General features: G+C 37.7%; 20 protein-coding genes and 2 pseudogenes. 13 read left to right on the forward strand and 9 right to left on the reverse strand.

The window, feature by feature from the left end:
• Nucleotides 1-241: 241 nt before the first annotated feature.
• From LB450_RS11955 to LB450_RS11970, 4 genes are all read right to left on the reverse strand, one after another.
• Nucleotides 242-1,669 (reverse strand): amidohydrolase family protein, encoded by a 1,428-nt coding sequence (locus LB450_RS11955; RefSeq protein ID WP_224489096.1) that lies wholly within the window; start codon nt 1,667-1,669, stop codon nt 242-244.
• Nucleotides 1,670-1,731: 62 nt separating this feature from the next.
• The gene (locus tag LB450_RS11960; RefSeq protein ID WP_224489098.1) at nt 1,732-3,234 is read right to left on the reverse strand and encodes an amidohydrolase family protein; all 1,503 of its coding nucleotides are present in this window, start codon (nt 3,232-3,234) and stop codon (nt 1,732-1,734) included.
• Between the two features lie 77 nt (nt 3,235-3,311).
• Nucleotides 3,312-4,715 (reverse strand): amidohydrolase family protein, encoded by a 1,404-nt coding sequence (locus tag LB450_RS11965; protein WP_224489100.1) that lies wholly within the window; start codon nt 4,713-4,715, stop codon nt 3,312-3,314.
• Between the two features lie 76 nt (nt 4,716-4,791).
• Complete coding sequence (locus LB450_RS11970; RefSeq protein WP_224489103.1) at nt 4,792-6,018, reverse strand: hypothetical protein; 1,227 nt, start codon at nt 6,016-6,018, stop codon at nt 4,792-4,794.
• A gap of 963 nt (nt 6,019-6,981) precedes the next feature.
• Here LB450_RS11970 and LB450_RS11975 point away from each other — a divergent pair.
• The 9 genes and pseudogenes from LB450_RS11975 (at nt 6,982) to LB450_RS12015 (ending at nt 10,199) form a co-directional block, all read left to right on the forward strand.
• A complete protein-coding gene (locus tag LB450_RS11975; protein WP_224489104.1) occupies nt 6,982-7,233 on the forward strand; it encodes a GIY-YIG nuclease family protein in 252 nt (83 codons plus the stop codon).
• A gap of 112 nt (nt 7,234-7,345) precedes the next feature.
• Nucleotides 7,346-7,597, forward strand: a complete 252-nt coding sequence (locus LB450_RS11980) for a GIY-YIG nuclease family protein (RefSeq protein ID WP_224489113.1) — start codon at nt 7,346-7,348, stop codon at nt 7,595-7,597.
• A 107-nt stretch (nt 7,598-7,704) separates the two neighbouring features.
• Nucleotides 7,705-7,956: a GIY-YIG nuclease family protein gene (locus tag LB450_RS11985; RefSeq protein ID WP_224489122.1), complete on the forward strand. Its 252-nt coding sequence runs from the start codon at nt 7,705-7,707 to the stop codon at nt 7,954-7,956.
• A 112-nt stretch (nt 7,957-8,068) separates the two neighbouring features.
• Entirely contained in the window at nt 8,069-8,320 is a 252-nt protein-coding gene (locus LB450_RS11990; protein WP_224489131.1) for a GIY-YIG nuclease family protein, read from the forward strand.
• Nucleotides 8,321-8,432: 112 nt separating this feature from the next.
• Nucleotides 8,433-8,684, forward strand: coding sequence for a GIY-YIG nuclease family protein (locus tag LB450_RS11995; RefSeq protein ID WP_224489133.1), 252 nt, complete (start codon nt 8,433-8,435; stop codon nt 8,682-8,684).
• 133 nt (nt 8,685-8,817) lie between these two features.
• Nucleotides 8,818-9,051, forward strand: a pseudogene (locus LB450_RS12000) (GIY-YIG nuclease family protein); the annotation flags it as partial.
• A gap of 134 nt (nt 9,052-9,185) precedes the next feature.
• A pseudogene (locus LB450_RS12005) lies at nt 9,186-9,419 on the forward strand (GIY-YIG nuclease family protein); the annotation flags it as partial.
• Nucleotides 9,420-9,532: 113 nt separating this feature from the next.
• Nucleotides 9,533-9,754 (forward strand): GIY-YIG nuclease family protein, encoded by a 222-nt coding sequence (locus tag LB450_RS12010; protein WP_224489144.1) that lies wholly within the window; start codon nt 9,533-9,535, stop codon nt 9,752-9,754.
• Between the two features lie 283 nt (nt 9,755-10,037).
• Nucleotides 10,038-10,199, forward strand: coding sequence for a hypothetical protein (locus LB450_RS12015; protein ID WP_224489145.1), 162 nt, complete (start codon nt 10,038-10,040; stop codon nt 10,197-10,199).
• 237 nt (nt 10,200-10,436) lie between these two features.
• On the opposite strand, the gene LB450_RS12020 is transcribed toward LB450_RS12015, so the two are convergent.
• The 3 genes from LB450_RS12020 to LB450_RS12030 are packed head-to-tail and all read right to left on the reverse strand — an operon-like array spanning nt 10,437 to nt 11,915.
• The gene (locus LB450_RS12020; RefSeq protein WP_322962788.1) at nt 10,437-11,369 is read right to left on the reverse strand and encodes a HipA domain-containing protein; all 933 of its coding nucleotides are present in this window, start codon (nt 11,367-11,369) and stop codon (nt 10,437-10,439) included.
• A gap of 4 nt (nt 11,370-11,373) precedes the next feature.
• Nucleotides 11,374-11,709 carry a HipA N-terminal domain-containing protein gene (locus LB450_RS12025; protein ID WP_224489147.1) on the reverse strand — a complete coding sequence of 112 codons (336 nt, stop codon included), beginning with the start codon at nt 11,707-11,709 and terminating at the stop codon, nt 11,374-11,376.
• Nucleotides 11,706-11,915, reverse strand: coding sequence for a type II toxin-antitoxin system Y4mF family antitoxin (locus tag LB450_RS12030; RefSeq protein ID WP_224489150.1), 210 nt, complete (start codon nt 11,913-11,915; stop codon nt 11,706-11,708). The genes LB450_RS12025 and LB450_RS12030 overlap by 4 nt, the downstream gene beginning before the upstream one ends.
• Nucleotides 11,916-12,269: 354 nt before the next feature.
• Between LB450_RS12030 and LB450_RS12035 the strand changes: the two genes are divergently transcribed.
• On the forward strand, nt 12,270-12,965 hold the full coding sequence (locus tag LB450_RS12035; protein ID WP_224489152.1) for a TVP38/TMEM64 family protein: 696 nt from the start codon (nt 12,270-12,272) through the stop codon (nt 12,963-12,965).
• 650 nt (nt 12,966-13,615) lie between these two features.
• Nucleotides 13,616-14,233, forward strand: coding sequence for a class I SAM-dependent methyltransferase (locus tag LB450_RS12040; protein ID WP_224489385.1), 618 nt, complete (start codon nt 13,616-13,618; stop codon nt 14,231-14,233).
• Nucleotides 14,234-14,260: 27 nt separating this feature from the next.
• Here LB450_RS12040 and LB450_RS12045 read toward each other — a convergent pair whose 3' ends face one another.
• Nucleotides 14,261-15,136, reverse strand: coding sequence for a patatin-like phospholipase family protein (locus LB450_RS12045; RefSeq protein ID WP_224489154.1), 876 nt, complete (start codon nt 15,134-15,136; stop codon nt 14,261-14,263).
• A gap of 464 nt (nt 15,137-15,600) precedes the next feature.
• Between LB450_RS12045 and LB450_RS12050 the strand changes: the two genes are divergently transcribed.
• Both LB450_RS12050 and LB450_RS12055 read left to right on the forward strand, forming a co-directional pair.
• A complete protein-coding gene (locus LB450_RS12050; protein WP_224489155.1) occupies nt 15,601-16,611 on the forward strand; it encodes a sensor histidine kinase in 1,011 nt (336 codons plus the stop codon).
• Between the two features lie 7 nt (nt 16,612-16,618).
• Nucleotides 16,619-16,981 carry a response regulator gene (locus tag LB450_RS12055; RefSeq protein ID WP_224489157.1) on the forward strand — a complete coding sequence of 121 codons (363 nt, stop codon included), beginning with the start codon at nt 16,619-16,621 and terminating at the stop codon, nt 16,979-16,981.
• Between the two features lie 346 nt (nt 16,982-17,327).
• Here LB450_RS12055 and LB450_RS12060 read toward each other — a convergent pair whose 3' ends face one another.
• A complete protein-coding gene (locus tag LB450_RS12060; protein WP_224489159.1) occupies nt 17,328-19,583 on the reverse strand; it encodes an FUSC family protein in 2,256 nt (751 codons plus the stop codon).
• Between the last annotated feature and the right edge of the window lie 480 nt (nt 19,584-20,063).

Genomic DNA, 20,063 nt, shown 5'->3' on the forward strand with positions numbered 1-20,063 from the left:
GGTGATTATCTCAAGGGCGATATACGTAATTGTTATCAAGGGAAGAACCATACTCTTATTGAGACCCTTTATAATTGATTCTTTAAATTTATAAATCTATATTTATATGAAATCAAACATACGAGGGTTTGTTGCAACTGGTTTAGAATTTTGGGCTACAATACTGCCAAAAACAATCAAAAAGATTAATAAAGTGAATACTATTTTTTTCATAATAAACTAGGTTTAGGTATTGTCTTTTTTAATTAAACTTCTCATTTACTGGCCGTAAAAGTCCGCCGCGCATGACGTGGGTAATGGAGCGGATGTTCGAGATATCTTCCGAAGGATCTTTTTCAAGGATAATGAGATCAGCCATTTTGCCTTTTTCCAGGGTGCCTATATCATCCAGTCTTTCCATAGCCATCGCGCCATTGCGAGTGGCCATGATGATCAATTCAGCCGGTGGGATTCCGGCTTTTTGCATTTCTTCCAACTCGTTATAATAGGATATACCATGCATTGAACCCGGAATACCAGCGTCAGTACCTACTGTGATTGTGACTCCGGCGTCCCAAAGTTTTTTCAGGTTTGCTAATTCGAGGCTATCAGACTTCCGGTACTCTTTACTAAGGCTAAAATCAATGTATTCCTGAACGGTCAAAGTGTCAAAGTCGCTAATATATTCCTCTGGGTTGTTTAAGAATCTTAGCGTTCTTTCATCTACCACTTTATTTAAATCATTGATTTCCACCTTTTCACCAAGTAAGGCCATCATAGCAAGCCTCCATAGATCAGAACTACCCGTAGTGGGTGTATATAAAGCATTTTTATTTTTAATTAACTCTACAAATTCTGAATCCACAATCTTATCATTTACTCCATGTACCAGCAGCTTCGCACCTAGCTCCAATGCAGCTTTAGCCTCCTCCAGAGTGCTCACATGCACGATCATTTTATTACCAACATTCTGAACCTCTTCTGCCACAGCTTTTAGGTTAGCCATAAATTCCGAGTCATCCAGCGACATTCGCCATATTTTTATACCGGTTGATCCCAGATAAGTATTGTATTGCACTACTTTTTGGCCCAAAGAGTCTGATGTCAGCCGGACCATTTCTTTTTCTACAGGTGGATTAATACTTTTGACAAATCTTTCCGGGGCCGGAGTTATTAACGGGCCTGCAGCAGCTACGTGAGGAGCGTTAAGATTCGTTTCTGCACTTTCCTGTAAAGTTATGGTCCAGGGGGAACCTCCATTATCATAAACTGCCGTAACCCCGGTTCTTAGGTAAGCTTCATAATATTTTTCAATATTGTTTTTTGTCCAGGCTTTCGCGGCCAGATAATTTAAGGAGTCTACTAGTTTCTCTTTAATCATTCCAGGCCTGGTATCAAATAACCCGGTAGCACTTAAATGCACATGGGCATCAATTAATCCCGGAGTGATGAATTTCCCTTCAACATCGATAATTTCAGCATTATCAGGTATAGCAGTGTTTTCATCGCCGGCTGCTTCTATAGTTCCTTCTTTAATTACAATGACGCTATTTTCAATCTTTTTACCGTTTCCGTCAAACAGGGTAGCGCCTTTGTAGACGATGTATTCAGGATTGGTATTTTCAGCATTGTTGCAGCTGATAAAAATTATCAGCAACAACGGTAAAAAAAGTAAACTGAAGGTTTTCATTAAAATTTGGTTTTAGTTGATGATATATTTATCAAGCTATTAAAAGCAGATGGTTGCTGTTGTTATTTTTTTGAAGAAGGTTCAGGCAGAGCAGTATGTCTTGGAATGAATATCCTTCCATCCCGGATGACAACTTCTCCGTCGCGAATGACCATCTTTATCTTCTTAAGATCTTCAAGATTTTCATCAGGCTTTCCATTAATAATTATGAGATCCGCTAATTTCCCTTTTTCAAGCGTGCCCAACATGTGATCCATATCCAGTATCTCCGCAGATGTTTTAGTTGCAGCAATTAGAACCTCTTCTTTTGTAAATCCTGCTTTTATGTAATTCTTCAGTTCACTTATATAAGCATCTGGTAAAAACCTAAACCAGCCTACCACGAGATCGGTCCCTACTCCTATTTTCACTCCGGCTTTTTTCAGTCTTTTCAGCATCTTCAAATTATCTTCCTTTGAAAAGGAAAATCTTCTGGAGGTAGATAACCAATATCCCCCACGCTGATCAAAGATGTAATCGTAAGGGATCAAAGTAGGTACAGAGGCCACATTGTTCTCTGCCATTTTTTTTATAACCTTATCTGTCCTGGGAAGAGGATGTTCTATAATATCCACTCCGGCATCCACGGCCCATTCGATGTAAAAAGTCTCACAATCACAGGTTACCTGTAAGCCTAAAGCATGGGCTTCTTCTACAGCTGCAACAATCTCATCTTTGCTAAAATGACTTGCTACTTTTATGATATCTGCCCCTTTTCTAAAATTTTCCCTTACAGCCTTTCTCCACTCTACAGGTCCGGAAGCCTCCGTTATCGTTCCAGCACCAGAATTAAGAGGACTCCAATCTTCTGCACCATGGCCACCCGGTGCCGTTATTAAAGTACCGGCCGGAAAAACTCTAGGCCCAATTAATCTTCCTCTGAAAACCCAATCCTTAAGCCGGAAAGGGATAGTACCCATAGATCCCACATCCCGTACTGAAGTTATACCGCTTTCAATATAATACCGCATTCTTTCGACAGCTCTCAAAGTAGCATCAGCTTCATCCAAGGCAATTGCGAGATTACCTGATTCAACATAAGTAAGATGAGTGTGAAGATCTATCAAGCCGGGCATCACCGTTTCTCCATTGAGATCTAAGACAGTAATATTGGCAGGTAATACTAATGTTCCTGGATCGACAACTGCTTCTATTTTATTACTATAGATCAGAATGTCTTTCATTTTAGCAGGGCTACCGGTTCCATCAAATACCCGCCCTCCTAATATGGCTATAGAATCTTTAGGCGCAAAAGGATTATGGGGCGGCATTGGAACCCTTCTAACATCAGGAAGAAGACGAGTTTCTTCTTTTAAAAATTCCCTGCGGTCAGATATTTCGACCTTCTCCTTTCCAGACTGTGCAAAAGCTTTTTCAGGAAAATTTAAGCTGAAAGCCAAAAATGCAGCAAATAAGTACTTAAATAAATTATTCATATTTAATATTTTTATAATGTATTTCTTTAGAACCCTTGCCCCTTTGTAGACCGGATTCAGGATTGTAATTTTTAGAATTGTTACAACCAATGAAGATCATCAGCAAAAGGGGTAGGAAAAGTGAGTTGATGGTTTTCATGAGTTTGTATTTGGTGAAATTTTTTAATTTATTTCTCAAACTTCTCATTCACTGGCCTTAAAAGTCCGCCGCGCATGACGTGGGTAATGGAGCGGATGTTCGAGATATCTTCCGAAGGATCTTTTTCAAGGATAATAAGATCAGCCATTTTGCCTTTTTCCAGGGTGCCGATATCATTCAGCCTTTCCATGGCCATGGCTCCATTGCGGGTGGCCATGACAATTAAGTCTGATGCCGGGATTCCGGCTTCCTGCATTTTTTCGAGTTCATCGTAATAGGAGATTCCATGTAACATGCCGGGATTGCCGGCATCAGTGCCTACGACTATGGTGACTCCTGCTTCCCAAAGTTTCTTAAGGTTTAACATAGGAATACTGTCATGTCCCTTTTTAAATTCTTCGCTACGTAAGCCTTTTATACCTTCCTGAACACCTGTTGTGTCGAGGCTACTAATATATTCTCCGGGAGATTGAATAAATCTTCGGGTTCGTTCATCAAGTACCTGATTAGGATCCTCTATATCCCCGGCTTCTCCTATTAAAGCCTCCATAGAATATATCGAAGCTTTCTTCCAGCCAATATTCGGCGTATAAAGTGCATTATTCTTTTTGAATAAGTTGATAAATTCTTCATCCACTACCTTGTGAGACACTCCGTGCACTAATAGTTTAGCCCCTAATTGTAAGGCGGCCTTGGCGTCATCCAAAACATGCGTGTGAATAATTAGCTTGTTGCCCAACTTTTCAACTTCATCGGCCACAGCTTCCATCCTGCTCATGAATTCCTCGTCTTCCAATGCCAGTCCCCATATTTTAATCCCTGTTGATCCCAGATAGGTGTTATACTGTACTACCTTTCGTCCCAAGGAATCAGATGTCAGACGGATCATTTCTTTTTCTACAGGAGGATTAATACTATTCACAAATTCTTCTGATGCAGGGGTTATTAATGTACCGGAGGCAGCCACATGAGGAGCATTGAGGTCATTCTCTGCTGTTTCCTGCAAGGAGATTGTCCAGGGCGCCCCCCCTGTATCATACACTCCGGTAACACCTGACCTCAGGTAGGCCTCGTAATATTTTTCTACATTATTCTTGGTCCAGGCTTTGGCAGATAAATAGTAATTGAGAGAATCCAGGTATTTTTCTTTCGCCTGCCCCGGTCTTGTATCAAATAGCCCGGTGGCACTTAAATGCACATGGGCATCAATTAAGCCCGGAGTGATATATTTTCCTGTAATATCAATGATTTCAGCATTGTCAGGTATAGCCGTGTTTTCATCCCCGACTGCTTCTATTCTTCCTTTATTAATAATGATGATGCTGCTGTCTATTTTTTTACCGGTTCCATCGAATAAGGTGGCGCCCTGATAGACGGTGTATTCCGGATTAGTATTATCAGAATTGTTGCAGCTGATAAAGAATATCAGCAACAGAATTGAAAAAAGTGGATTAATTGTCTTCATAGTTAAAATATTTAGTTAGTGATTTTTTTTTAAAGACGGTGTTTTATTTCACGACAAATTCAGTTATTTCACCCTGATCGTGATGTCTTTTACCATTTTCAGACTTTGCATTGCACGATATCAGATACGTTCCGGGATTAACTTCAACAGTGGCTGTATTTTCTTCCCCTTTTAATTTAATCGGATACGCACGCCACGGCCAGGAACCATAAGTTTTCTTTTCTCGGGGAAGATTTAGCCATTTTAAAAAGCTTTCCTTGTTTTCTCCTTCCTTTATCCGCACTATATATATATCGTGCTCATCCTTCGCGTTATTTAAAAAATGAAAAGTATTTATACCCGCTTTAATATCACCATTGACCAGAATGTCATTTTTTACAACTTGTATCTCAACCTTGTTTACATTTTTTTCTTCCTGATTTTTTATTATCCTGTTTTCTGTTGCTCCTTCTTCTATGGTAAATCTGTCCATTACCCCCCACAAACCAAATTCGTGAGAGATCCATGCATATTCTCCGGGGGAGAAACTATAGGTTATAAAAGTGCTGCGGCCCGCATCTGCCTGCTTCACACCGGTAAGCCATTCTACAGGAGAAGGATCTTGTATAACGTCCATATATCGTAGGGCTTTTTCTATAGTAGTAGAATCTTTTACCTCAAGAAGATGAAAATCCAGAGGGAAGTCCTCATGGATTATTTCGACCGTCTGCTGGCCTTCTGCAAAACTTTTGGATCTGCTGTTATCATACTTTTTAAGTGTGATCTGCGTATCTGCATTTGGTTTTGTAGCTCCGGAAAGATTTTCTGTAACTCTAAAAGCTCTTTTCATACCAAGATCGAAATGACTTTTACCACTTTCAGTTTTAAGAAAACAAGTCATAACATAATTCCCAGGCTCAAGATGTATTGTTATGTCGCTTTTTTGATTTGGGCTATGAAAACCAGGACCTCCAACAAGGGTTCTTGGAAAATCATAATCCGCGGAATCCATTTTGCTTCGGATTTCTTCGATACTTAAATCTGATGTAGATTCATAAATCATTGCCACGTGATTTTGCTCACCCATATTTTCCATCCGAAAGGTAATCCACCCGGAAGGAAATTCTGAAGGCATAGCGAAGGCATAATCTACGGCTTTGAGATCGACGACATAAACAGAATCTTGCTTTTCATTAGATTCTGCCATATTCGTGTTTTTGTTATTCTGCTTGCAGGAGCCGAAAAGGGTAAGGGCTAAAAGAAAAAGAACAGGAGAATGAAAATTTTTCATAAGGAAGGATTATAGTTTTAATGAATCAATATCTTTTTTTTGCTACTCATACATTTTAGGTCTTCAAGGGATTGTTCCCGGACCCGTGATTTCATAGTTAATTTGGACAGATTAGTGTATGATTCACACTGGCATTCTTTCAATGATTTCATACATGATTATAAGATTTTAAACAAGCCTGTCCATAAAATAGGTTTCAAAAAACAAAGAATGATTAAAGATGTTTTAACATCATGTTTTGTTAAACATAATAAAAAATTATTATAAATCAAATTATATTTAGTTGACTTACAGGAGTTAGGGTTTATTTTATTATTTGTGAACTAAAAATAGATTAAGAAAACACCATTATTATAGAATGTACCTAATGGGCAAATTGAAGAAGTGAGCCTAAATGGAATTTTAATAGTTGGGTAGGGGGTAGCTGTGGTAAAATCTTTGCTTTAACTCTTGGATTCTGTGTTGAAATTATTACTTAAATCAATAATAGTTGAGGTTGCAGGCATTTGAGAGAGGAGAGGTAGTGGTCATACCGTTGAGGTGTTAACCTCGGTTTAATTCATTTTATTTTAGTCTGTTTTTAAAGGCGTATTGATATCATATATAAAATCGGGTATTTATTATTTCAAATATTTGCCACTAATATTAAATAGTGGTAATAATTTGATTTCAGATTATCTTATAAAAAGAAATGATATATCCGATTTTATATCGCTTATAATTTTAAGGTTTTAGGATTCATCAAGAAGAGATAAATGCCTTATATTAGTCTAAAATTAATAATAACAAGGTAAACGATCGCGTAAACGATTTTACTTTTAGTGCTGTAATATAGGGTAATTTCATTAAAATATAGCAATTTTGATGAAACTCATAACCCGAAGGTCACTGGTTCGAGTCCAGTCCCCGCTACTAAGTAAAAGCTTCACAGCAATGTGAGGCTTTTTTAGTTTAAATTAGGATATGGAATTTGCCGTCTATATTTTAAAATCTTTGTCTTATGACAGACATTATGTTGGCCTTACACAGAATTTAATCTCAAGATTTAAATCTCACAATTCACTAGGGAAGAAAGGCTTTACCACAAGATATCGACCCTGGTTTGTGATTTGGGTAGAGTTTTATACAACAAAAGCTGAAGCAATGTCCAGAGAAAAATTTCTAAAAAGCGGCAAAGGTAGGGAGTGGATGCAAAATCATATTGATGATTACTAGCTCTTTGGGCTCCTATCCGCCCTAGGCGGACACTGGTTCGAGTCTCCGCCCGAGGCGGACTACTAGTAAAAGCTTCACAGCAATGTGAGGCTTTTTTAGTTTAAATTAGGATATGGAATTTGCCGTCTATATTTTAAAATCTTTGTCTTCCGACAGACATTATGTTGGCTTTACACAGAATTTAATCTCAAGATTTAAATCTCACAATTCACTAGGGAAGAAAGGCTTTACCACAAGATATCGACCCTGGTTTGTGATTTGGATAGAGTTTTATAAAACAAAAGCTGAAGCGGTGTCCAGAGAAAAATTTTTAAAAAGTGGTAAAGGACGGGAGTGGATGCAAAAGCATATCTATGATTACTAGCTCTTCGGGCTCATATCCGCCTAAGGCGGACACTGGTTCGAGTCCAGTCCCCGCTACTAATTTAAAGCTTCACAGCAATGTGAGGCTTTTTTAGTTTAAATTAGGATATGGAATTTGCCGTCTATATTTTAAAATCTTTGTCTTCCGACAGACATTATGTTGGCCTTACACAGAATTCAATCTCAAGATTTCAATCGCATAATGAATTAGGGAAGAAAGGTTTCACGACAAGATATCGGCCATGTTTTGTGATTTGGGTAGAGTTTTATACAACAAAAGCTGAAGCAATGTCCAGAGAAAAATTTCTAAAAAGCGGCAAAGGTAGGGAGTGGATGCAAAATCATATTGATGATTACTAGCTCTTTGGGCTCCTATCCGCCTTAGGCGGACACTGGTTCGAGTCTCCGCCCGAGGCGGACTACTAGTAAAAGCTTCACAGCAATGTGAGGCTTTTTTAGTTTAAATTAGGATATGGAATTTGCCGTCTATATTTTAAAATCTTTGTCTTCCGACAGACATTATGTTGGCCTTACACAGAATTCAATCTCAAGATTTAAATCTCACAATTCACTAGGGAAGAAAGGTTTCACGACAAGATATCGGCCATGTTTTGTGATTTGGGTAGAGTTTTATACAACAAAAGCTGAAGCAATGTCCAGAGAAAAATTTTTAAAAAGTGGTAAAGGACGGGAGTGGATGCAAAATCATATTGATGATTACTAGCTCTTTGGGCTCCTATCCGCCTTAGGCGGACACTGGTTCGAGTCTCCGCCCGAGGCGGACTACTAGTAAAAGCTTCACAGCAATGTGAGGCTTTTTTAGTTTAAATTAGGATATGGAATTTGCCGTCTATATTTTAAAATCTTTGTCTTCCGACAGACATTATGTTGGCCTTACACAGAATTCAATCTCAAGATTTCAATCGCATAATGAATTAGGGAAGAAAGGTTTCACGACAAGATATCGACCCTGGTTTGTGATTTGGATAGAGTTTTATAAAACAAAAGCTGAAGCGGTGTCCAGAGAAAAATTTTTAAAAAGTGGTAAAGGACGGGAGTGGATGCAAAAGCATATTGATGATCACTAGCTCTTCGGGCTCCTATCCGCCTAAGGCGGACACTGGTTCGAGTCTCCGCCCGAGGCGGACTACTAGTAAAAGCTTCACAGCAATGTGAGGCTTTTTTTGTTTTAAATCGGTTACAGAAGACTATGTTGTTTATGTTTTGAAATCTCTATCTTCAGATAAACATTATATGGGTTTGACCCAGAATTCAATCTCAAGATTTAAATCTCACAATTCACTAGGGAAGAAAGGCTTTACCACAAGATATCGACCCTGGTTTGTGATTTGGATAGAGTTTTATAAAACAAAAGCTGAAGCGGTGTCCAGAGAAAAATTTTTAAAAAGTGGTAAAGGACGGGAGTGGATGCAAAAGCATATCTATGATTACTAGCTCTTCGGGCTCATATCCGCCTAAGGCGGACACTGGTTCGAGTCTCCGCTCGAGGCGGACTACTAAGAAAAAGCTTCACAGCAATGTGAGGCTTTTTTTGTTTTAAATCGGTTACAGAAGACTATGTTGTTTATGTTTTGAAATCTCTATCTTCAGATAAACATTATATGGGTTTGACCCAGAATTCAATCTCAAGATTTAAATCTCACAATTCACTAGGGAAGAAAGGCTTTACCATAAGATATCGACCCTGGTTTGTGATTTGGATAGAGTTTTATAAAACAAAAGCTGAAGCGGTGTCCAGAGAAAAATTTCTAAAAAGCGGCAAAGGTAGGGAGTGGATGCAGAATCATATTGATGATTACTAGCTCTTCGGGCTCCTATCCGCCTTAGGCGGACACTGGTTCGAGTCTCCGCCTGAGGCGGACTACTAAGAAAAAGCTTCACAGCCATGTGAGGCTTTTTTTGTTTAAATTAGAATATGGAATATGCTGTCTATGTTTTAAAATCTTTGTCTTCGGCAAAACATTATGTTGGCCTTACACAGAATTTAATCTCAAGATTTCAATCGCATAATGAATTAGGGAAGAAAGGTTTTACGACAAGATATCGGCCATGGTTTGTGATTTGGGTAGAGTTTTATACAACAAAAGCTGAAGCAATGTCCAGAGAAAAATTTCTAAAAAGCGGCAAAGGTAGGTAGTGGATGCAAAATCATAATGATGATTACTAGCTCTTCGGGCTCCTATCCGCCTTAGGCGGACACTGGTTCTTCCGAGGTTTCGGACCTGCCTGCCTGCCTGCCTGCCTGCCCGACTGGGACAGGAAGGCAGGTCCCCGCTACTAGTAAAATCCACTAATTTTAAAATTAGTGGATTTTTATTTTGCGATGGTTTGAGCGAGAAGTCTATCCTGATCGAAATACAACGGAAACGAAGGGAGTCCAGCCTGCCCTAACGGCTTATTCTTTTACCCAATACACCAACATGGCTGATAAAGAGCGTGAAGAAATCAGAAAAGCACTGTTGTGGTATTGTGAGCTGGATACGCTTGCCATGGTCATTGTTTTGAGCATTTGGTGGATATGGTTGAATATGATGCTGCGCTTAAAAGCAAGATCCAATATTTTCAATAAAACATTTTTATAAATGCTCATGTTATTTAGATGAATCTCTGGCTCAAACCAATTGATGCATCGCCTAATGACATAGCAGCTGAAAAGCCGTTGTTAGAACCGTTGCATTAGCCGTTGCACTTCATTTCAATGCTGTTGCTTTAATTATTAAAAGCCTGTCTTACAGGTTTTTAAATATATAACTTAAATAAGAAAACCGTTGAGGTGTTATTCGAAGGTTTAATTCATTAACCCTTGAAAATAATTTGATTTAATCTTCTAATTCTAAAGATTGATATCTGCTTTTAAGTAAATTTATATAAGCCGTTTTCATACCATCTGATAGAAAGGATCGATGAACCCACTCCATGGCCTTCGGCTTATTTTTTTTAATTCGATTGAAGCTCCCTTTGATTTGCTTAGGAGTCAATTCCATGCCTTTAGCCAATTTTTCAAAATGTTCTCGCTTAAATTTCTTTTTCTTCCCTGATAAAGACAAAGCAAGTTCCTCGGTGTCGTCTGGTAGTACTATAGAAGCATTCAAAAGATCATAAGCTGGTGATAATGTCCAGCCCGTTTGACTTTCTATCATGGAAAAGTTTTTAAGGTGCATATCATTGTTACCAGTAACAAACGATAAAAGAGCTAAATCAAAATAAAAGGTTTTATCTAGCAAAGTGTTACTGGAATACTTGTCCAGCGCATTTCCGATTTTTTCCATAGACCCTTTATACTTATCAAATGCTTCTGTGATTTGAAACATGTCCAGCATATGTATTTTTCTTCCATCTTCTGTTCGGTCAACCCGTTTTGTTATGTAAGATAATTCTCCTGAAGATAATCGAATAAGTGATGAAGGAACAACCCTGATTCCAAATGCTTCAGCTATACGCATGGTGACATGCTCGTTTTCCGGCATTTCAGGAAATTGCTCAGAAGGTGGCTTAAAGATGTATTGACCTCCCAATGCATCTATAACGGTTAAGCGTGTATTGGAATTCTTTTTAGCCTTATCAACTAATGACAAAGATAGTTTTGGTTGAACGCCTGGGACAGCAATGCTTCGTTCTAAAACACGTTTGGCAAGCTCATCCATTTGGTTAAGAGTATACTCTATTTCAGGTGGTGTTTTGGAATCAAAAAACAGAAGAGAGCAATCTTGATGAAAGTCATGTCCTTTTTCAATAGCTTTATAACAATACAAACATTTATTTTTCATCTTCTTCTGTAATAGGTTCTACACTCACGGCACCGATGCAGTTTTGACAGCAAGCCAATAACAATCCCATTCTGTCATTTTTATTGATTTTCCAATTTTCAGAAGCAATATCCAGTAACCAGCCTTCTGGAATTAAGCCTTCAAAAAAAGGAAAAAGTCGTTTTTCGGTGTAGGCTTCATGTTGAACAGGCATGGTGAAGCTGATAAATTTATGAGGATGATTTGTTACATAATCATCCTCATATTGAAACACATAGTCACCATCATTGGTTTCTGTGATGATTCCAGCCAAATGGGTTTTATAAAATACCTTTCCTTGTCTCATTTATGCATTGCTTTACTGTTAACTGGTGCTAATTCATGTCCGAACATTCTGAGAACCAGATTGACTTTTTCCATGTTTAGATTGGTTTTACCCTGTTCAATTTTACGAACGACCGTCAATGCAACTCCTGCACGATCGGCAAATTCTTCCTGTGTAAGATTAACTTGCTTTCTACGCTCTTTTACAAAATCCGCTAATTGATTCATTATACGTTTTTAAATATAATTATGATCAAATATATTAAATTATATGTAATTAGATATAATACGAAAGAAAATAAAAATTTTATACGTAAAAGCATATAATTTAGACTTGAATCAATTTAGTCTCAAATCCAATTTAATTTCATTGTTTTAAGTGTATTTGAAAGGAATAAGTGCTTTAAATTTTTTCGAATCACCTTCTTCATGTTTGCTATTGCCTGCAGCAGTGCTTATAATTCCTTTAAAATTTGTTTTTATTTAAAGACAGCACTTAGTTTTGCAGTTGAAAATAAATAGCAACCTAAGCAATCAATCTTTGGCAGTCAGGACTAAGCTGATGTTGGTAAATATGAATCGATGAACAATTCAGCTCAAAACAAGAATAACAAGAGTCATCTTCCTCTTGTATTTACACTGACACTATTAGGCGGCATGGTGGCTGGTTATTTTTTTGTGCCGAGCCTGCAGCAATTTCTAGACGAAGCCTGGAGAGTCCTTAGCAGCAATGATGAGCAACGTATTAAAAATTGGGTGGATGATTTTGGCTGGTACGGCCCTTTAGTTCTGATTCTGGCCATGGTAGTGCAGATGTTTTTAATAGTCATTCCAAGTTTAGCCCTTATGGTTGTTTCAATTCTCGCCTATGGTGCGGTTTGGGGTAGTATTATCAGTTTGGTTGCTATTTTTGCGGCTTCATCGGTGGGGTACTTCGTCGGACGTTATTTAGGCCAAACCATCATCATGAAGCTATTAGGGGAGAAGACCGAAACTAAGATAAAACTCTTTTTAAACAACTATGGATTCTGGGCAGTCATCATCACACGGCTCAACCCGTTTCTTTCCAACGATGCCATTAGTTTTGTTGGTGGTATGCTAAAAATGGGCTACTGGCGATTTATAGGGGCAACTCTGTTTGGAATCTTACCACTCACTGTTTTTATAGCTGTTTTAGGAGAAAATTTGGAACGCTTAAAGTGGGGGGCTTTAATCTTTTTACTTGGCTTTGTTTACTACGTATGGTGGGATAATAAACCTCAAAAGCATGAGGAATAGTCGATTTTATTGACGACGTCCTGTTCCTAAATTCTTCGCCTAAGAAGAAGCGTTGAGGATGTAACCATTGACACTCCAGGCGTTTAATTTTTTTATAACTGAGACCAACATTTCTAGGATGCTGAATAACCAGAAGAATATTCAAAACCTGTTTCAGTGATAAGATAAGAAACAGCATTAATCGACATACCCCTGCACTGAGCTGGTGTATTCTCTCGCAAGCTCTTGCATCCAAAAACAAAAACAGAAGAAAATGTTGCGTTTGTAGTGAAACAATTTAAAATGCCAAAAAACCATTTACAGCATGCATTGCAGAATAATTCTGATATAAATAGTCTCATCCTGCCTTAAGTCTTTTCTGATAAAATGAGTAAACACTCCATATATCCGCAACAAAAGCAAACTTAAAAAGGCTGGAAGAATTACTACAACCTTAGCATAAAGTTGGAACTATCAAAACCATTGTTCTTAAAAAAAATCAACTTCTTATCTATAGCAGCTCACTTTTCGGAATATTTTGTAAATGCATATTTTCTTAGGTTTGTGCTAATGCAAAATCAACTCACTTGCTTAAGCTGACAGAATATTTATAAAAAAACAAATTTAATGTGAAGCAGAAAATTAAAAAGGCCTGGCCCACCAGGAAGGCTATGGAGCAAATTTATACCATGAAGCTCTGGGGAGACAACCACTCTGATTTTTATTCAGGCATCGGTTCTCATCATCCTGGATTCGTAAATCCTTACATTGAGGTTTTATCTTTTTATTTGCAGAGTTTTAAATCTGTCCCTGTCGTTTGTGACCTGGGCTGTGGCGATTTTAATATTGGAAAACATCTGGTACAGTATGCCGATAGATATATCGGTGTGGATATTGTTGAGGAGCTTATCGACTATAATTCCAGAACCTTTACGGATGAACACTTAGAGTTTTACTGTCTGGATATTGCGGTCGATGATTTACCGGCCGCTGAGGTAGTCATTTTAAGACAGGTGCTGCAGCATCTCTCAAATGATGAGATACACAATATTCTAACCAAACTAAGTCATTATAAATACCTCATTCTCACCGAACATTTGCCTCAGGGTGAATTTGTGCCGAATAAAGAGATCATTTCCGGTCAGGGAACACGACTCAAAAAGCAAAGCGGGGTCAATTTATTAGCACCACCATTTCATTTTAAAGTCAAGGAAGAAAAAAATCTACTGACCATTCCGTCTGAAGATCATAAAGGTGTTATTCAGACCACCTTATATACCCTGTATTAAGTCAGCTATTTTTGACTTTTCAGTTAATCAATCCTCGTCTTTGTAATCGTTCAATCCCTTGAGTGCTGCCTTGCGTCCCATTTCTATCAATTCATCAGCTTTATAAAAATCATAGATTTCACAGCTATACCGTGGCGTTTCTATTAAAATATCAGGGGGGTATTTTTCAAGTATATGCTTAACCATTTCATTCCTCATCAATTCAAAGGAGACATTCATGATATCAAAATAGCTTAACGCATTACTATCATCCTCCGGGAATAATTCACTCAGATTTTCATTGAATTTATCTATTGTATTTTGATAAAACGATTGCTCTTCCTCTTCTTTTTTCTTTTCATTTTTCTCGGGTAGGGGAAGGTCTGCATTTACATTTACTGCAATCAAAACATCATTGTCGTTTCGAGGAGCATGGGGGATAGGAATATTATTGATGACACCCCCATCCACAAGGATAGACTCTTCATTTTTTACTGGGGTGATGACATTCGGAATAGCTACGGAAGCCCGCATGGCCTTATACAGACTTCCTTCCCTGAACACCACCTGTTTTTTGCTAATCAAATCGGTGGCGGTAGCGCAAAACCGAATGGGTAAGTCCTGAATCTGTTTGTCAGGAATGAAGCCTGATAATTCTTCAAAGGCTTTGTCTCCTTCAATAAATCCGCTTTTAAACAGGGTGAAATCCACCAGATTAAAGACATCTATTTTATCGAGTTTCAAGGTCCACTCTTTAAATTCTTTAAGTTTTCCTGCTGCATAAATTCCGCCAACCACTGCACCCATAGACGTGCCAGTTATGGAGTGAATTTCATAACCTTGCTGTTCAAGCTCTTCCAGGACTCCTATATGGGCAAGGCCTCTTGCACCTCCTCCGGATAAAACTAAGGATACTTTTTTCATTTGATTTTGTTTATGATCTTAACCACAGTAAAACTTAGTTTCAAATTTACTTTTAAAAAATTTCCAAATCATCAAAATGTTCTTTTTTACCATTTAAAGCTTAAAAAGATAACCTGCAGGTATAGAATGGGTATAGGATGAACTTTAGCTGGTTTTATTTGAAATCAACCTTTGATGAAAGCGATTATTAGAATTACATTATTTTTTATATCAATAAGAATCGCTTGACAGAACTCAAAGGACAAGTAAATAAGCTATAATAGATAAGGCCTAACTTTTTTGATCCGGGCACTGATAAGCGTTTAAAAGAGGTAAATTTAAAATAACGCTTTAAAAATGAATTTATTTTTGTGAGATTTTGATAAATGTGTAGATTGCAAATATTAGAATAAGTTGCTGCAAATTGTGAAGAATTGTGAAATTATGAATGTGATTAGTAAATATTTCTTAAGGAATTAGTTTATATGAAGGTAAATAGATTTGAACATAAGATAACTATACTTTACACACTAATTGGGGGGCTTTGGATACTTTTCTCTGATAAAATCCTCTATTCGCTGATTATTGACAAGGCCAAATTAAGCGATTATCAAACCTACAAAGGGTGGTTTTATGTTATTATTACTGCAATTATGTTATTCTTCTTCATAAGAAGGCATCTTAAAAAGCAACGAGATTCAAAAATAGTATTACGAGAACATCAAAATCAACTTGAGGATTTAGTTAAGGTTCGTACTGAGTTATTAGAATTGAATATCAAACGTCTTAAAGAGACTCAAGCTCATTTAGTTCAAACAGAAAAAATGGCCTCACTTGGTATATTAACAGCAGGTGTTGCCCATGAAATTAACAATCCATTGAATTACATCATGGGTTCTTATGTTGGTTTACTCCGTCATTATAAAGAAAATACATTTTCTGATTATCCTGAGCAAGTAGGAAAATTAATCGAAGCTATGAAGACCGGTATTGATCGTTCCTCTGCTATTGTGCAGGGTTTAAACCAATTCAGTCGTAAAAGTGATTCCTATGACGAAGATTGTAATGTGAATGAAATAGTGGAGAACTCACTCATCATGTTGCATAATCTGATTAAAAGTCAAATTTCTATTGAAAAAGATTATAATGATTCTGATATTATAATTAAAGGTAACGTAGGGAATTTACATCAGGTATTTATAAATATATTAGGTAATGCTATTCAGGCAATAAAATCAGAAAAGGGGACAATTAGTATAAAGACAGAAGAAAAAGAATCTGAAGTACTCATAACAATTGCAGATACTGGTGTAGGTATTCCAAAAAAGGATCTGAAAAAGGTTACAGACCCCTTTTTTACAACTAAAGCCCCTGGGGAAGGCACGGGTCTCGGATTATCAATTACATATAACATCATAAATGAGCACAAGGGAAAACTTGAATTTGAATCAGAAGTAGGAAAAGGAACAACTGTGAGAATTGTATTGCCAAAATAAATATGGGATGAGTGATAAAATCAAGATAATATATATTGATGACGAAGAAATGAATGTTATGCTTTTTCAAATTAATTTCTCCGTTAGTTATGAAGTTTATACAGGGTATAGTGGGCTTGAAGGACTGAAACTATTAGAAAAATATCCTGACATAAAAGTCGTAATTAGTGATATGAGTATGCCTGAAATGAACGGGATAGAATTTATTAGAGAAGCGAAAGAAAAATACCCCGAAAAGAAATTTTATATCTTAACAGGTTACGAACTAACAGGAGAAATCCAAAATGCTATAAAGTCAGGATTGATTCAGAAATATTTCCGCAAGCCCTTTGATATGCGAGAAATTGAGAGAGAAATTAATAAACTGTAATAGAGAATAACTGGCGCTAATACCTGGTGTATTTCATAAGAGTTTCAATGCTTTTCGAACGTTTGTGTAACTTTAAAAAAGGCGGTATAAACGGACAGGAAATCGCTTCGTTTTCCCACACGATAACATATCATAACCTTGATATTTAAAAATGAATTGTAGCCAAATTTTCTTTAAAGCAGGAAGGAAAAAGATGCACAGATTATTTGTCAAAATTCCAAATCAGAACGATCAAAAATGAAAGTTCTAATTTTTGTAATCAACTAATCGACTATCATTTTATGAAATAAAGACCTTATAAAACTTTAATACAATAGGGTTCAGCCTAACTTTGATGATAAGTTTTTCATTCCTCCTGCAAAATCGTCTCCTCATAGCGCTTTGTAGAGCGCTTTAAATTATCGGATAAAGAGACAAGCCATCCCAGATGGTTAGAGATCAGGTAGGCTTCCTGTAACGCATGCAGGGTTTCGGTATCCAGGGTTTCATTCCCCAGTTTGATGTTTTCATCTCTGGCCTGCGCTAAGCGCTTGTATTTATTTAGTAATTTCTCATGAGCATCTTCAGCTTTAGTTTTGGCTATATTTTCCTGTGTCGAAGTTTGTTCCAGTCTGTCCAGGGCACCCTGAAGCGTATTTGAGATTCTTTTGATGAGCATATTAAATTCAACCGAAGCCGGCGTGGTTTGATGCTGGGTAATGAAGTTGCCGATAGAGGCTATGGCCGAAATGAGCGTCTGGTGAAGCGTTACCATTTCATAAATCAGCTGAAATTCTTTTTGCTTGGATTTTGGATCCTGAGTCAGTCTCTGAAAGGCAGCGTTCAACTGGCTGATAGCCAGAAAGGCCTCTTTTCTGGCCAAATTATAAGCCAGTAGGTTATCCTCAGGATCCCTGTATAAGTCCTGAGTAGCCAGAAGATAGGTTTTGTTGGCTTTAAGGGCCTTGATGAGGACCTGCTTAAGGTTGAATACTTCCCAGCTGGGCAACAGGCTATAATTAGCCACTACGGCGATGATTGCGCCTATAAATGTATCTATCACTCTATACTGTATAACTTCTAAAGCTTTAGGGTTAATAAATGAGTAGACAAACACGATGCTGATGGTGATAAGGGTTGCAGCCCACTTATAGTTCTGCTGAATCAAGGCGAACGCAAAAACCAGAGAGACCAGGGCCAGAACCGCATAGAGTATTTCATTTTGAGTCAGTAAGACAATCCCTACAGCGATGACCGCTCCTATAAGGGTGCCTATAATTCGATCCTTGGAGCGCTCCTTGGTCAATCCATAACTGGGACGCATAATGACTATGATGGTAAGTAAAATCCAGTAGGTGTTTTGAATTTCAAAAAAGAGGCCCAGACTGTAGGCGAACAGCATGGCAATGCTAAGTCTTAACGAGTGTCTGAATAAGGTAGAGTCTAAGCGCAAGTTTTGTAAGATCACGTTGAACCTGTACTCGTGCAGGGTCAGAAACTGACTGGCATCCTGGCGTTTTAAAGACATTTTTGAAGCTTCTTTCACATTAGCCATAGCTCTTCTGATCGCTATGATTTCTTCCAGCAACTGTTGCTGGTAATCGTATAAGTTCTTCAAAATCAAAGCGCCTTCCCTGGCCTGAGGCAGCTTCACGTTTTCCAGGTAAGCGGTTATGGAATCGTTTGCCCGGGTTAAAGTCGCCGTTAAATTCTTTTTATCTGGTAATGGATTGTCCTGCATCAGCACCTCCGACAGACGAACAAGATGATTCCCCATGATCTTATTTAACTTCTTTGCTGGTTTTAAAAATTCTTTTTTATCCTTAAAAATTTTATCGATAGTTTCATAATTCATCTGTTCAGCTTCGATGAGTTCGAAAATTTTGATTGTCGAGATAAAAATCAACAACTGTTTTTCTTCGTAGCGTGAGCGTCCAGACCGTTTTCTAGCGGTTAATAGCATCTCGCGAAGGCTTTCGTGCTTATCGTTGATTTGATTTTGAAGACTAAAGTTTCGCTGAACGCGCTGGTCTCTGTCTTTTGTACTGGTAAGCAGTTTGGCACGCAGCTTCAAGTAATTACCAATCAGATGCAGTGTATCCGATAGCAATTGATTTTGATCTTTGTTTGGAAAAATGACTTGAAAAAGAAGAGATACTGCTAAGTACCAGAGACCACCTACGCCCATCAGGGCCACCTGGATTAAAATAGCAGAAGTCGATGTTTTATCGATGGCAAAGGCAATCACCATGGCCAGTAAGCCCGAGAAAGACACCAGAGATGCCCTAAAACCATAAACAGATAGGAGAGATACAAAAAAGGCAATCACTCCCATGGCAATTAATAAAAGCGGCAGGTGAGGTTTTGCAAACAGTATGATTGTGGTGATCAGCATGGTTAACCCCGTACTGATTAAAATGGCGTTAACTTTACGCTTTCTACTACCCGGCATGTCTCCTGGAGCATTTAAAAATGCACCCAATACAATGGGTAGAGCTAATTCGAAATGGCCTAAAGCGTAAAGTACAGCAAACGGAAGAGCCAGAGCTACGCCTACACGAATTCCACGATCAAAATTGGAACTCTTGAAGAATAATTCGAGTTGTTTGATCGTTTCTTTCAAGTTGATTTTTTAAGTAAAGTTAATTTAATTCATAGGAACAGGCCTTGCTTTTTCATTGTTTTAGGAGTGTTCCTGGTTTTGCAGCATTTGATATAAATTGTTGCAAAGCTGTTGTATCAAGCCTTGCATCCTGTTTCAAAATTGTTGCTTAAATTAATAAAAGTTTGTTTTACGGTGATTTAGACGAGAAGTTTATACTGAGCACAGGGCAGCGGCGACGAAGGAAGTCTCAGCCTGAGTCACGCTATTACCCAAAGACCCCTTTATTCAACAAAACCCATGTAGAAAGAATTATCAGCTTTTGGGGTAAGTTGAAGACAAAAACGTATCTGACTGTATGAGAACTTAGATAAAGTTAGAGTAAACATGAGTTATAATATCTAAATCTTAACCCCTTTTTTCTTTTTGGTGGTTTACATTTGAAATTTGTAGTATAAATACCAGGACTTTTAATTTTATTAATGTTTTTAAAACACTAAG

The sequence above is a fragment of the Psychroflexus curvus genome (assembly GCF_020164585.1).
GTDB classification, from domain to species: domain Bacteria; phylum Bacteroidota; class Bacteroidia; order Flavobacteriales; family Flavobacteriaceae; genus Psychroflexus; species Psychroflexus curvus.

Excerpts from the sequence above, each read along its gene's own strand:
- LB450_RS11955 (WP_224489096.1), bottom strand. The coding sequence starts at position 1,669 with ATGAAAACCTTCAGTTTACTTTTTTTACCGTTGTTGCTGATAATTTTT.
- LB450_RS11970 (WP_224489103.1), bottom strand. The coding sequence starts at position 6,018 with ATGAAAAATTTTCATTCTCCTGTTCTTTTTCTTTTAGCCCTTACCCTT.
- LB450_RS11975 (WP_224489104.1), top strand. The coding sequence starts at position 6,982 with ATGGAATTTGCCGTCTATATTTTAAAATCTTTGTCTTATGACAGACAT.
- LB450_RS11980 (WP_224489113.1), top strand. The coding sequence starts at position 7,346 with ATGGAATTTGCCGTCTATATTTTAAAATCTTTGTCTTCCGACAGACAT.
- LB450_RS11985 (WP_224489122.1), top strand. The coding sequence starts at position 7,705 with ATGGAATTTGCCGTCTATATTTTAAAATCTTTGTCTTCCGACAGACAT.
- LB450_RS11990 (WP_224489131.1), top strand. The coding sequence starts at position 8,069 with ATGGAATTTGCCGTCTATATTTTAAAATCTTTGTCTTCCGACAGACAT.
- LB450_RS11995 (WP_224489133.1), top strand. The coding sequence starts at position 8,433 with ATGGAATTTGCCGTCTATATTTTAAAATCTTTGTCTTCCGACAGACAT.
- LB450_RS12010 (WP_224489144.1), top strand. The coding sequence starts at position 9,533 with ATGGAATATGCTGTCTATGTTTTAAAATCTTTGTCTTCGGCAAAACAT.
- LB450_RS12015 (WP_224489145.1), top strand. The coding sequence starts at position 10,038 with ATGGCTGATAAAGAGCGTGAAGAAATCAGAAAAGCACTGTTGTGGTAT.
- LB450_RS12025 (WP_224489147.1), bottom strand. The coding sequence starts at position 11,709 with ATGAGACAAGGAAAGGTATTTTATAAAACCCATTTGGCTGGAATCATC.
- LB450_RS12030 (WP_224489150.1), bottom strand. The coding sequence starts at position 11,915 with ATGAATCAATTAGCGGATTTTGTAAAAGAGCGTAGAAAGCAAGTTAAT.
- LB450_RS12035 (WP_224489152.1), top strand. The coding sequence starts at position 12,270 with ATGAACAATTCAGCTCAAAACAAGAATAACAAGAGTCATCTTCCTCTT.
- LB450_RS12040 (WP_224489385.1), top strand. The coding sequence starts at position 13,616 with ATGGAGCAAATTTATACCATGAAGCTCTGGGGAGACAACCACTCTGAT.
- LB450_RS12045 (WP_224489154.1), bottom strand. The coding sequence starts at position 15,136 with ATGAAAAAAGTATCCTTAGTTTTATCCGGAGGAGGTGCAAGAGGCCTT.
- LB450_RS12050 (WP_224489155.1), top strand. The coding sequence starts at position 15,601 with ATGAAGGTAAATAGATTTGAACATAAGATAACTATACTTTACACACTA.
- LB450_RS12055 (WP_224489157.1), top strand. The coding sequence starts at position 16,619 with ATGAGTGATAAAATCAAGATAATATATATTGATGACGAAGAAATGAAT.